A 12,137-nucleotide genomic window follows, 5' to 3' on the forward strand; every position below is an offset into this window, starting at 1 on the left:
TTGGCGTAACCGCTCTGACGATGCTCGGCATGATCTTCGCGCATGCAACGTCGGCGACACCAGGGGATGAGCATCTGTCAACGCTGCGGCAGTCCTACGCACGCTCTGCAACCGAATGGCCTGCACCGTGGCTCGACGCTGACGTTGCCTTTGTTGAGCTCGGCAAGCTGAACCTGCCGTCGTCCCCATCCACCCAAGAGCAACGTCATATCGCGCTTGGCGCGCGTCTCTTCCACGACGCGACGCTCTCTGCCGGCAACGATCTCGCCTGTTCGACATGCCACAATGCGCAGCACGGCTGGAGCAGCGGGACCGCAACGGCGCCGGGGCATGCGCTTGCCCGCGGGCGACGCAATCCTCCATCGCTCCAGAACGTAGCCTTGCGGCCGTATCTGGCCTGGGATGGTCGAGGATCGTCTCTGGCGACCCAGTCGCTGTTGCCGCTCACGATATCTGAGGAGATGGCCAATCCGGATCTGGATTCCGTGCTGGCGCGCCTGCGCGCCGATCCCGACTATGCAGCCCGCTTCGCGAAGGTTTACGGCGCGGGACCGATTTCGGCAGACACACTCGCGGACGCGCTCGTTGCCTTTCAAACCCATCTCGAGACCGAGACGCGCTTCGATCGCTTCGCTTCCGGCGACCGGAACGCGCTGACCGATCAGGAAGTGTGGGGCTTGCACCTGTTCCGGACCAAGGCCCGATGCGCCAACTGCCACTTCGGCCCGCTATTGACGGACGACCGCTTCCACAATCTGAAAATCTCCTTCTTTGGCGAGAAGGCGCAGGATCTCGGTCGCTACCAGGTCACCCACCTCCCCGACGACGTCGGGCGTTTCCGCACACCGAGCCTGCGTCATGTCGGAGAGACTGCGCCCTATATGCACAACGGGCTTTTTCCGACCCTTGAAGGCGTGATCAACCTCTACGATCGCGGTGGCGGTGAAGTATGGGCGCGAAACCGGAGCGAAGCGGAAGTTCCGCTTTATCCGTTCGCGTCGCAACTGTCGTCTCACATCCGGCCGCTCGGTCTTGCCGACGAAGAGAAAGCCGCCCTCGCCGCGTTCTTGCGAACGCTTTGAGCGGGAGTCGAAGTCGGGGCGCGGCCAATTCAGAAGCCTTATCTTTCAATGGCCGCATCAACGTGTGAATTATTCCAAGATAACCGCCAAATGGCGGCGATATATCTTATAGTATATCTATTACCTATTCTAATTCGAAGACATCAGATGCTAACAGCCAAGGGAAAATATGGCCTCAAGGCACTCGTCCATCTGGCGGCCCTGAAACCCGGCGAAACGATTCAGTCCATCGACATTGCGCAGACCAACAACATCTCCAAGAAATTCCTGGACACGATCCTGGGCGATCTCCGCAAAGCCGGCCTCGTGCATACGAAGAAGGGACCGGGCGGCGGTTATATGCTGGCTCGGCCGCCGCACGCTATCAATATCGGGCAGGCGATCCGAGAGCTCGATGGTCCGCTAGCGCCCATCGCCTGCGCAAGCCGTACGGCCTACCAGCCATGCGAGGACTGCGAAGATCCTCGCAAATGCGTCGTACGCATCACAATGACACGGGTTCGCGATGCCATGTCGGATGTACTGGATCACATGAGCCTGGCCGATTTGGCCACGACGAAGCGCAAGAAGCTGGTCTGACGCTGCCTATTGTCCGACCTTCCAGGCTGCATCGGTCACCTTCGCGGCCTTGGGAACTCAGCTGCAGCTTTGCGAAGGTATACGCTCTATTCTCCCGCGGCGCTCCCGGCCGGTCGCCGATCATCGTGGGCGCCGTAGAAATAGCCGGGCCGCATCCTGCCGCTCCGAGCGGCATCATTGCCGGACGAGCGCGGACCAGCAGCGCCGCCATCGGGAGGACCGATCGCGATGAGCTCAGCCGCTCCCCACGGTGTCTGTTCGACCAGCTTGTAGCCCATCTCACGAAGCAGCTTTGCGGTGTCGGGTGAGATCGCATACGGCTCGTAGTCGAGTTCGTCAGGCAGGCCTTGAAGATGGATCCGCGGCGCATCGACTGCCTGCCGCGGCTCCATGCCGTGATCGATCATGTTGAGCGCGGCCTCAAGTGTAATGGTGATGATGCGCGCGCCGCCCGGGCTGCCGAGCACAGCAAAGACTTTGCCGTTCCGGGTGATCAGCGTCGGGGTCATCGATGACAGCGGGCGCTTGTTCGGCGCGATGAGATTCGCCTGGTCCTGCACCAGCCCGTACATGTTCGGCACGCCGCGCTTGATGGTGAAGTCATCCATCTCGTCATTCAGGACGAAACCAGTCCCCGGCGCCATCACCGCTGCGCCGAACAGACCGTTGAGCGTGTAGGTGACAGAAACAGCGTTGCCGGCGTGATCGATGACCGAGTAGTGCGTGGTATCGCCTTGTTCATGCGGCTCGAGTCCGGGCCGCGCCGCCTCCGAAGGCGTCGCCTTGTCGGGCAGAATCTTGGCTCGGATGGCTGCTGCGTAGTCCTTGGACAGTAGCCGATCAACAGGATTTCTAACGAAATCGGGATCGCCCAAATACGTATTGCGGTCGAGATAGGCATGACGCATGGCCTCGGCCATGACGTGGATCGAGGCGGCCGAGTGGAAGCCAAGCGCCGCCATGTCATAGCCCTCGAGGACATTCAGGATCTCGCACAGCGTCGTGCCGCCTGAGCTCGGCGGCGGCGCGGAGACGAAGACGTAGCCGCGATAGGTGCAGTACAGCGGCTCCGTCTCGGTGATCTTGTAATGAGCAAAATCATCGGCTGTAACGATTCCGCCGCCGGCCTTCGACGCAGCCTCGACCGCAGCCGGGATTCGGCCGGCGTAGAAGGCGTCCGGCCCGTCCTTGGCGATCGCTTCGAGCGTCACCGCCAGATCCATCTGCACCAACCTGTCGCCCGGCTGGAGGTTGCTTCCGTCGTGGCGCAGAAAGATGCTTGCGACCGACGGGTCGTTATGAAACCGACTTGCCGCATAATCCATGATGTCGGTGTCACCGCGGGTTAGCACGAACCCATCGCGGGCAAGCCGGATCGCGGGCGCCATCACCTCGGCGCGCGACATCGTCCCATATTCGGTCAGGGCCGCATCCAGTCCCTTGACCGTTCCCGGGAGAGCAACCGCCTTGTAGCCAAATCGGCTGGCGCCCGGAATCGGATTGCCGCTGACGTCGAGATACATCTTTTCGCTCGCCGCTGCCGGCGCAGTTTCGCGAAAGTTGATGAACCGGTCGCGACCATCGGCCAAATGCATCACCATGAACCCGCCGCCACCAAGATTGCCGCAACACGGATTTACGACCGCTTCGGCGTAGCCTACGGCGACAGCCGCATCGATGGCGTTGCCGCCAGCCTTCAGAATCTCCAGGCCTGCCTCAGAGGCGAGGTGTTGCGAACTCACAACCATCCCGTTCTTCGCCTCGAGCGCCAACGGTGTTGCCGCATGTGCCCCGCCCACCACCATAGCCAGGAGCAGAGCCATCCATTGTATGTTGATCATCACATCACTCCGGTACGCGCGGCCCTGCCTCGGGCGCACGCTCCTCCGCATGAGCAGACGCCGCGATCGCGCGCTTCGCAACACCCTAGATGATTACGTTTGTCACGATGCAACATTCTCGCCAGGAGTTGAATGGGCAGCGTTGGGGCCGTCGCCCCTCGCCGAGGAGTATATGAACTATCGCAGACCGCTGGAATGCTTTGGCCAAAGCTTGGAGCGGCGAAGCAGCAACCGTGATAGCCACCTCGCCCACATGATGTGCTGGATCAAGAGATGGGCGAGCGAGCGAAACTCAGTTCCGCTTTTGAGTCAGATGCTGACGTTAAGTGCCACCGCCACCCGCCCTACTTCGATCGAAGAGGAAAAAAGCCCGCAGAACGCGGGGCTTACTCTTGGGCTTGCGCCCGAGCCGGCTATCGCGGCGACTACATCGGCGTCACGGAGACATCGAGATGCCTCCTCCATCGCGGATATAGCGAAGACTGTTGCTGCCGGTTCAGGACTTTAGGGACATCACTTCCAACCGGAGCCATTCAGCCGCGGCTTGCACGCGTGGGTTCTTCGCGCGATCTTCACTTGTCACCAGATGATAAGTGAACCCGTCCACCTTAGGGCCGAAGGGCTGTACGAGGTGGCCGGCGGCGAGTTCGTCGGCCACGAGGGCCAGACTGAGCAGCGCGATCCCCTGGCCCGCGACAGCCGCCTGGATGGCATGACCTTCGTCCGAAAATCGGAGCTGTCCGAGGTTCGAGGGGCACGACAACCCGGCCTTTGCAAACCAGTTCTCCCAGGTCGGATTGAGCGGGTGCTTTCTTGTCCATTCAAAGTGGATCAGGGGAAGACGGTTCAAGTCCGCGAGATCGCGCACGCCGAGATTTGGATTAACGAGCGGTGCGAACTCGTCCGCAAACATCGGCTCTGAAATGAGGCCTGGATACGGCCCTGTGCCGTAGCGGATTGCGATGTCGACGGAGCTGGCTACGAAGTCGACGGCCTCGTCCGACGCATGGAGTTGCAGGTCGACGCCGGGATGCAGCTTTCGGAAACCGGCAACTTTCGGGACAAGCCATTTCACCGTGAAGGCGTTGGTCGCCGAAATCGTCACTTGCGCGGGCCTCTTTGACTGCGAGAGTCGTTCAAGCACGGCCTCGAACGCTTCGAACCCTTCCCGCAGCACAGGATAGAGCTGCGCGCCGGCCTCGCTAAGGCTCACCCTGCGAACCGTCCGCTCAAACAGGGTGAGGCCAGTGTGGTTTTCCAGCGAGCGTATCTGGTGGCTGATAGCCGTTGGGGTCACCGCGAGTTCACTGGCGGCGCACTTGAAGCTGCCGTGTCGGGCAGCCGCCTCGAAAGCTCGGAGGGAGGATAGCGGAGGAAGCCGCCGCATTAACGTCGCCCCTATGGATGAATTCAGTTCACCCAATAACTGATAATTCGGAGTTTGTCGGTCAAGGCGTCCCGTCCCACAATCCAGCTATCGGCCGAAAATGCCGAGATGAACTCAACTCTCTCATGAGCCATTGCTGGGATCGCACAATCATGCTGGAACGTGTCATCACTACGCCCGACAACTACGAGCCGTTTCTCCTGTCGCAGGGTATCAAGTTCAATAACCTTCTTTTTGTGTCCGGTCAGGGCGGCGCCGGCGATGACGGAAAGATCGTAGATGGCGGCTTCCGCGCCCAGGGCGAACAGGCTTTTGTCAACCTACGGCGGGTGCTGGAGGCCGGAGGGTCGAGCCTGGATGACGTCATCAAGGTGACGATCTTCGTCACCGACATCGGCAATTTCAAAGAGGTCGTGAAGCTTCGCCGTAAGTTCTTTTCCGAACCCTATCCGGCCGACACGATCGCTGAGGTCAAGGCTCTCTACGATCCCAAGGTTCAGATCGAGATCGAAGCGATCGCGGCGATCCGAACCGCCGGGAGCAAATGATATGGCCGGACATGGAAATCACGTACAGCGCGATCGAGCTCCGACAGCAGCGCTCTTCACTCCGCTGAAACTCGCCGAGCTGACCCTTCGCAACCGGCTCGCGGTCGCACCGATGACGCGTGTCAGCGCGACGTCGGAGGGTAACCCGGCGCAGCGGATGTCGGACTACTACGCCGCGTTTGCCGAAGGCGGCTTCGGCCTCGTCATCACTGAGGGCCTCTACACCGACAAGGCCTACTCGCAGGGCTATCTGTTCCAGCCGGGGCTGTCGGACGAGGCTCAGGGCGACGGATGGCGGCCGATCGTGGAGCGCGTACATGGCCATGGAGCGCGCATGATCGCCCAGCTCATGCATGCGGGCGCGCTGTCGCAGGGAAGCATCTACCGGAAGGACACCCGAGGTCCATCAGCGGTTCGCCCAAAGGGGCAGCAGATGGCTTTTTACCGCGGGACCGGCGAATATCCGATGCCGGTCGCGATGTCGCGGGGCGAGATATCGGAGGCGGTGGGAGGATTCGCAAAGGCTGCATGTCTTGCCAAGGAATCGGGTTTCGATGGCGTAGAGATACACGGCGCCAACGGCTATCTGCTTGACCAGTTTCTCACCGAGGGGATCAACCTTCGCGATGATCGTTATGGCGGTGACATCGAGGCGAGGCTTCGGCTGATCGCCGAAGTCGCCCAGGCGGTGCGGGATGCGGTTGGGCCGCAGTTCGTGGTCGGCGTCCGTATCTCCCAGGGCAAGGTCAACGACTTTGTGCACAAGTGGAGCGGCAGCGAGGACGAGGCGGCCAGGATCTTCGGATTGGTGGGAAGGCTTCCGATCGACTATCTGCATACCACGGAGTTCGAGGCGTGGCGGCCCGCCTTCGGTGCGGGCGCGAGCCTCGCGGCGTTGGCGAAGAAGCACGTTGCGATACCGGTGCTCGCCAACGGGTCGCTGCACGATCCCGAGCAGGCGGCCGGTCTCATCGAAAGCAGCGAGGCGGATTTCATCTCGCTGGGCCGCGGTGCGCTGACCCACCCCGATTGGCCCCGCCGCGTTACGGCCGGTGCGTCTCTCGAAGCGTTTGATCCGGGCATCCTGTCCCCGATCGCTGATCTCGAGAATGCGGACAAGCATCGTGCCGGAATAGTGCCTGTCGCAAGCTGAGGTGCACGTAGGCACTGGATCTACTCGACGGCCAACGACTCTCGTTGCGCGTCATGAACGTCCATTGCCATGCGGCATCGCGCATCGGGACTCGCGGATCTTGATACGGCCTCTCTATCTCGTCGTGCGCGTCAGAAGAAACTAGTGCGACAACAGTACGGGCATTTCGATCCTCGCGTTGAAGATATCTCGCGTTGCGCTGCCGAGCATCAGCTCGCGCTCGAATCCATGTGCGAACGCGCCCATCACCAGCAGATCCGCGTCTGCTTGCTGCGCATAGGCCAGAAGGGTCGCGCCAATGTTCAGGGTCTCACGCTGGATCGTGCTGAATTTGGCATCAACCTGCCACCGCGCCAGATAGCGGCAGAGTGCGTGTCCGGAATGAGGTATCGGAAACAGCTTGTCGTCAATGACCGATACGACGAGCACCTCACGCGCCTCAGCGAGAAGGGGCAAGGCGTCGTGCACTGCACGAACTGCCGAGCGTGTTCCGTCCCATGCAACGACAATCCGGTCTTTTGCGACTACAGGAGTGTTTGGTGGCACGAAGACAATTGGCCGACCACTCGCAAACAGGGCGGCCTCGACCAGTTCTTTGCGAGGCGCATCAAGTGGTCCGCGCACATCGATCACCAGGACGTCGTGCACCTGGGTGCAATGGATCATTCGTTCGCGAAGCGAGACGGACTGGTTTTCGGCCTGCAGAATGTCACACGATACGTTTGCAGCCGTCGCAGCGGACTGAACAAGCTCCGCCGTTCGTGCCACCCGTTCACTTGACGTTGCTGGCCTGGCGGCAGGACTCCCGACTTGCCGAATGTCCGGTTCAGGCGGCGAGTCGCGGAGGTCGGTCTCCACATCAGCAATCAATGCAGATAGATGCGCCCCATACATGCGAGCCAGGGCGATCGCAGAATGCGCTCCGCTCGAGAGGTCATCTCTGCGCGACGGAGACAGGAAAACGAGTACGTCCTTCATGTTTCACCACCAGCCTGTCAAAGGCGATCCGGCGAATAGTCCTTACAACCCAGCAGTGTACGAGGTGGCACACAACATCAGATTGCCGCTTGCGACACGCGGTCGAAGAAGTACAGCCGGTCAGGATTCAGCGCGAGGCGAAGGCGGTCGTGGACCTTCGCTTTGACGGTCGGTTCGACTGCGGCCACCATCGTGTTGGGACCGACCCTGACGTCGAGAAGAATCTGGGAGCCGAGCTTCTCGATGACCTCGACCACGGCGTCGAAGCTGAGATCCGCCTCCTCGCTGCCGGATGCGACGCGCAGATCCTCCGGCCGGATGCCGAGCGTGACATTCTCTCCGACATGCGGCCGGAGCCGGCCCGCGATGGCGGCCGGCAGCTTGATGCGGATGCCTTCATGGCGGGCCCAGAGGGCACCCTCGGTATCAGCCATTTCCACCGTCGCGAAGTTCATGGCTGGCGAGCCGATGAAGCCTGCGACGAAACGGTTGGCGGGCTCGTTGTAGAGTTCCAGCGGTTCGCCCACCTGCTGAACGAGACCATCCTTCATGACGACCACGCGATCGCCGAGCGTCATCGCTTCGACCTGGTCGTGGGTGACGTAGATCGCGGTGGTGCCGAGGCGGACGTGGATCTTTTTGATCTCCACCCGCATCTGGATGCGCAGCTTGGCGTCGAGGTTCGACAGCGGCTCGTCGAACAGGAACACCTGCGGATGCCGAACGATGGCGCGGCCCAAGGCGACGCGCTGCCGCTGGCCGCCGGAGAGCTGCCGCGGCTTGCGTTGCAACTGTTCCTCTATGCCGAGGATTTCGGCTGCGGCCTTCACTCGGTTAGATATCTCGGTGCGATCGAACCCGCGCATCTTCAGGCCGAACGCCATGTTGTCGTAGACGCTCATGTGCGGATAAAGGGCGTAGTTCTGGAACACCATGGCGATGTCGCGGTCCATCGGCGGCAGCTCGTTGACAATGCGGTCACCGATCATGATCTCGCCCGAAGTGATCGATTCGAGCCCGGCCACCATGCGGAGCGTCGTGGTTTTGCCGCAGCCCGAGGGACCGACGAGCACCACGAATTCCTTGTCGTGGATATCAAGATTGACATCCTTGACGGCATGGACTCCGTCAAACCTCTTGTTCAAGCTCCGTATGATGACCCGAGACATGGCTCACCCTTTGCCTCACCCTTTGACGGACCCGGTGATGCCGGCGACGTAGTACTCGACGAAGAAGGAATAGATCAGCGCCACCGGCACCGAACCGAGCAGGGCGCCGGCCATCAGCGAGCCCCAGTAGAATACGTCGCCGCGGACCAGCTCCGAGGTGATGCCGACGGAGACCGTCTTCTGCTCCGGCGAGGACAGGAAGACGAGGGCATAGATGAACTCGTTCCACGACAGCGTGAAGGCGAAGATTCCGGCCGAGAGGATGCCGGGCACGGCGACCGGAAAGACGATGTAGACCATCGCTTGCCAGCGGGTCGCGCCGTCGATGCGCGCGCATTCCTCGAGCTCGCGCGGGATCGCCTTGAAGTAGCCCATCAGCAACCAGGTGCAGAACGGGATGAGGAAGGTGGGGTATGTGAGAACGAGCGCCCATGGCGTATCGCCGAGGCGGAAGTTGCGGATGATATCGGCGAGCGGAATGAACAGCAGCGTCTGCGGCACCAGATAGGTGATGAAGATTCCAGTGCCGAGGCTGCCGGCGAACGGAAATTTGAGCCGGGAGAGCGCGTAGCCGGCGAGGAGCCCGCAGAACAGCGAGATCAATGTGGCAAGCACCGAGATGAAGAAGGTGTTCAGCATCCACCTGTTGAACAGCGTCTCGTTGAGGAGATACCGGATATGGTCAAGGGTCGGATTGAGCGTCCAGAACGGCGTGTAGTTCGGCGCCATCCAGGGACGATAGAGCTCGGCGTCCGGCCGCACCGTCGTCACCATCATCCAATAGAACGGGAACAGCAGCCCGATCACGAACAGCGCGAGCGGGAGATTGAAGAAGACCCAACGACGCCAGCGCGCGCCCTCTATCATCAGAGTGTCTCCACGCGTCGGATGTAGAGGAGCTGCACGACGACGACGACGAGCAACACCGGGAACATGGCGAGCGATATCGCCGCGCCCTCGCCCAACAGACCCGTGCCGACGCCGATCTGATAGGCGTAGGTGGCGAAGAGCTGCGTGGCGTTGGCCGGTCCGCCGCCGGTCAGGATGTAGACGAGCTGGAAATCGGCGAATGTCTGGATCACCGAGAACAGCACCACAACCATGGTGACGGGCAGCAGCAAGGGCCAGGTGATGTAGCGGAAGCGCTGCCAGGGCCGCGCTCCGTCAATCGCGGCCGCCTCGGCGAGCTCCGGACTGATGGTCTGCAATCCGGCGAGCAGGCTGATTGCGTAAAACGGCACGCCGCGCCAGACATTGACGATCATCACCGAGATCAGGGCAAGTTGAGGGTCGCCGAGCCAATTGATGCGGGTGCGGATGATGCCGAGGTGAAAGAGCGTCCAGTTGATGACGCTGAAAGTCGGATCGAACATCCACTTCCACGCGAAGGTCGAGAGCACGGTCGGGATGATGAAGGGCAACAGGATGAAGGCCCGGGTCAGGGCCTTTGCCCGAAAGTGGCGGTTGAGCAGCAGAGCAAGCCACAAGCCGAGCGCCAGCTTGAAGACGGTCGTCACCGCCGTGTAGAGGATGGTGTTCCAGACCGCGATGCGGAAGATACTGTCGTTCATCAGCACCGCGAAGTTCTGCAGTCCGACGAAGTTTCCGGGCACGCCGACCTTGGCGTCGGTCACGGCCAGCAGCACACCCTTGACGAAGGGATAGGCGATGAAGAGGCCGAGCAATACCGCGGTCGGCAGCAGCAGAAAGAACGCGAACCAGCGCTCGTTCTCAAGAACTCGCGTAACCGGCCCGCGGCGCGGCGCGGCCACATAGGGTTTGGCGGCGGCGACATAGTCGACGGCCATCGCGCGATTCTCCGAGCGACTGCCAGAGCACTGCGGCCGCGGGCCACAGCACCGAGGCGAGAGAGCAAAACCTAGCGCGCGGAAGAAGCGGCTTCAAGCGCCATAAATCCTCGCCACCTCATCGTGCGCCCATTTCACCGCGTCTTGCGGCGGCATGCCCTGTATCGCCTTTGCGGTCATGTCAACCATGATGTACTTGCTCAGCACCTCGGCTGCGCGCCGATCGGCCGGACCGGCGTAGCCGGGGAAACGCCCGGCCCGCGCCGCGGTGCGGAATGGCAGCATCACGGGGTCGTTGTCCCAGAGCTTGTCCTGCTCCCAAACCGTGGTGGCCCCGACGGAATAGCCCTGCTGCGAGTCGAACCACGCCTGATAGACCGGCTTGGAGGTGATCCAGCGCAGGAACTCCTTGCCGGGCTTTGGGTCCTTCACATACTTCATCAGCATGTTGGACATCGGCAGGTGATAGCCGAACTGACCGGCGGCGCCCTTGGGCAGCGGCGAGTGCAGGATGTCCTGCCAGAGCGGGGTGCCGGTTTCAGTCAGATAGACCTGGGGCTTGCGCTTGGCCTCGATATAGATCGAGGCGCCGTTCAGCGTGGAGCTGATCGTGCCTGCGAGGAAGGCCCGGTTGTTGCTGGTATCGTCCCAGGCGAGCCCACCCTCGTCATAGGCGTCGTTCCAGAAGCCGACGGCGAAGTTGACGGAATCGACCGTTGCTTTGGAGTTCAGCGTCACCGTCTTGCCGTCCGCTTCGACCTCCTTGCCGCCCCATGACCAAAGATACGGATAGGCATAGGTCGGCGGGTCGCCGAAGCTGTGGCCGACCGTCTGCCCCAGCGGCCGGCCCTTCGCCTTCAGCTTCTTGCCAGCCTCGCGATATTCCTCCCAGGTTTGCGGGAACTTCGGCGCCTCGTACCCGATCTCCGCGAACCAGGACTTGCGGTACGCCAGTTGCGCGCCGAGCACGCACCAGGGGACCGCAATCCATTTCTTGCCGTCGTTGGCAACGACGCGTGATTCCTCGTAGAAGCCGCCCTGCGCCTGGCCGATCTCCTCCGCCACATCGCTGACGTCGACGACGCTCTCGGGATAGAGCTGCGCCCAGTTGTTGAGCGCGCAGATCACGTCGGGACCGGTGCCGGACTGAATCGCGGAGGTGGTGCGTGCCTGGATGTCGTTGCCGTTGATCATCTCGATGTTGAGCTTGATGCCGAGCGCCTTGGCGCATTCGGGAACGATCACCTTGCGGAGCAACTCGTCCGAGGCAGGAACGAAATCGTTCCAGCGCAGCCAGTGAATCGTCGTTGCCTGTGCGTAGGCGGGCGCCTGCTTCAGGGCAATGATTGACGCCAGTCCCCCAGTCCTCGCCGCAACTGCACCACCGCCGGAAAGCTTCAGAAGCTTACGCCGACTTATGCGAGCCATGATCTGTCCTCCCTGTTATTTCGTTAAGTTGAATTCTCCTCTTTGCATGCAGACGTCACCCAAGAGACGTTACCGAAAATACTTGGGCGTAAAGAATACTTGGGCGCGAAGAACTGGAGATATTAGCACGCCTGCGCAATTTCGATATCGGCGAGATGGGCGGA

At 61.5% G+C, this 12,137-nt stretch carries 11 protein-coding genes; 4 read left to right on the top strand and 7 right to left on the bottom strand.

The window, feature by feature from the left end; translation table 11 throughout:
* Positions 1 to 29: 29 nt before the first annotated feature.
* Positions 30 to 1,082 carry a cytochrome-c peroxidase gene (locus AC5ZGW_RS25525; protein WP_245474967.1) on the top strand — a complete coding sequence of 351 codons (1,053 nt, stop codon included), beginning with the start codon at positions 30 to 32 and terminating at the stop codon, positions 1,080 to 1,082.
* A 147-nt stretch (positions 1,083 to 1,229) separates the two neighbouring features.
* Positions 1,230 to 1,661, top strand: coding sequence for an RrF2 family transcriptional regulator (locus AC5ZGW_RS25530; RefSeq protein ID WP_130228779.1), 432 nt, complete (start codon positions 1,230 to 1,232; stop codon positions 1,659 to 1,661).
* An 86-nt stretch (positions 1,662 to 1,747) separates the two neighbouring features.
* On the opposite strand, the gene ggt is transcribed toward AC5ZGW_RS25530, so the two are convergent.
* The gene (gene ggt, locus AC5ZGW_RS25535) at positions 1,748 to 3,502 is read right to left on the bottom strand and encodes a gamma-glutamyltransferase (RefSeq protein ID WP_130228774.1); all 1,755 of its coding nucleotides are present in this window, start codon (positions 3,500 to 3,502) and stop codon (positions 1,748 to 1,750) included.
* 496 nt (positions 3,503 to 3,998) lie between these two features.
* On the bottom strand, positions 3,999 to 4,925 hold the full coding sequence (locus tag AC5ZGW_RS25540; RefSeq protein WP_245474968.1) for a LysR substrate-binding domain-containing protein: 927 nt from the start codon (positions 4,923 to 4,925) through the stop codon (positions 3,999 to 4,001).
* A 116-nt stretch (positions 4,926 to 5,041) separates the two neighbouring features.
* On the opposite strand from AC5ZGW_RS25540, the gene AC5ZGW_RS25545 reads away from it, so the two are divergent.
* Both AC5ZGW_RS25545 and AC5ZGW_RS25550 read left to right on the top strand, forming a co-directional pair.
* Entirely contained in the window at positions 5,042 to 5,437 is a 396-nt protein-coding gene (locus AC5ZGW_RS25545) for a RidA family protein (RefSeq protein WP_130228775.1), read from the top strand.
* Position 5,438: 1 nt separating this feature from the next.
* Entirely contained in the window at positions 5,439 to 6,590 is a 1,152-nt protein-coding gene (locus AC5ZGW_RS25550; RefSeq protein ID WP_130228776.1) for an NADH:flavin oxidoreductase, read from the top strand.
* A 141-nt stretch (positions 6,591 to 6,731) separates the two neighbouring features.
* Here the strand turns inward: AC5ZGW_RS25550 and AC5ZGW_RS25555 are convergent, their stop codons facing one another.
* From AC5ZGW_RS25555 to AC5ZGW_RS25575, 5 genes are all read right to left on the bottom strand, one after another.
* Positions 6,732 to 7,568: a universal stress protein gene (locus AC5ZGW_RS25555; protein ID WP_496113978.1), complete on the bottom strand. Its 837-nt coding sequence runs from the start codon at positions 7,566 to 7,568 to the stop codon at positions 6,732 to 6,734.
* A 77-nt stretch (positions 7,569 to 7,645) separates the two neighbouring features.
* Positions 7,646 to 8,737: an ABC transporter ATP-binding protein gene (locus AC5ZGW_RS25560; protein ID WP_028168695.1), complete on the bottom strand. Its 1,092-nt coding sequence runs from the start codon at positions 8,735 to 8,737 to the stop codon at positions 7,646 to 7,648.
* A 15-nt stretch (positions 8,738 to 8,752) separates the two neighbouring features.
* On the bottom strand, positions 8,753 to 9,604 hold the full coding sequence (locus tag AC5ZGW_RS25565) for a carbohydrate ABC transporter permease (protein WP_130230223.1): 852 nt from the start codon (positions 9,602 to 9,604) through the stop codon (positions 8,753 to 8,755).
* Complete coding sequence (locus tag AC5ZGW_RS25570; RefSeq protein ID WP_028168693.1) at positions 9,604 to 10,545, bottom strand: carbohydrate ABC transporter permease; 942 nt, start codon at positions 10,543 to 10,545, stop codon at positions 9,604 to 9,606. The genes AC5ZGW_RS25565 and AC5ZGW_RS25570 overlap by 1 nt, the downstream gene beginning before the upstream one ends.
* Positions 10,546 to 10,638: 93 nt before the next feature.
* A complete protein-coding gene (locus AC5ZGW_RS25575) occupies positions 10,639 to 11,973 on the bottom strand; it encodes an ABC transporter substrate-binding protein (protein ID WP_130230221.1) in 1,335 nt (444 codons plus the stop codon).
* Positions 11,974 to 12,137: the final 164 nt, after the last annotated feature.

It is taken from the genome of Bradyrhizobium sp. Crot121 (assembly GCF_059512385.1).

Excerpts from the sequence above, each read along its gene's own strand:
- AC5ZGW_RS25525 (WP_245474967.1), top strand. The coding sequence starts at position 30 with ATGATCTTCGCGCATGCAACGTCGGCGACACCAGGGGATGAGCATCTG.
- AC5ZGW_RS25530 (WP_130228779.1), top strand. The coding sequence starts at position 1,230 with ATGCTAACAGCCAAGGGAAAATATGGCCTCAAGGCACTCGTCCATCTG.
- ggt (WP_130228774.1), bottom strand. The coding sequence starts at position 3,502 with ATGATCAACATACAATGGATGGCTCTGCTCCTGGCTATGGTGGTGGGC.
- AC5ZGW_RS25545 (WP_130228775.1), top strand. The coding sequence starts at position 5,042 with ATGCTGGAACGTGTCATCACTACGCCCGACAACTACGAGCCGTTTCTC.
- AC5ZGW_RS25550 (WP_130228776.1), top strand. The coding sequence starts at position 5,439 with ATGGCCGGACATGGAAATCACGTACAGCGCGATCGAGCTCCGACAGCA.
- AC5ZGW_RS25555 (WP_496113978.1), bottom strand. The coding sequence starts at position 7,568 with ATGAAGGACGTACTCGTTTTCCTGTCTCCGTCGCGCAGAGATGACCTC.
- AC5ZGW_RS25560 (WP_028168695.1), bottom strand. The coding sequence starts at position 8,737 with ATGTCTCGGGTCATCATACGGAGCTTGAACAAGAGGTTTGACGGAGTC.
- AC5ZGW_RS25565 (WP_130230223.1), bottom strand. The coding sequence starts at position 9,604 with ATGATAGAGGGCGCGCGCTGGCGTCGTTGGGTCTTCTTCAATCTCCCG.
- AC5ZGW_RS25570 (WP_028168693.1), bottom strand. The coding sequence starts at position 10,545 with ATGGCCGTCGACTATGTCGCCGCCGCCAAACCCTATGTGGCCGCGCCG.
- AC5ZGW_RS25575 (WP_130230221.1), bottom strand. The coding sequence starts at position 11,973 with ATGGCTCGCATAAGTCGGCGTAAGCTTCTGAAGCTTTCCGGCGGTGGT.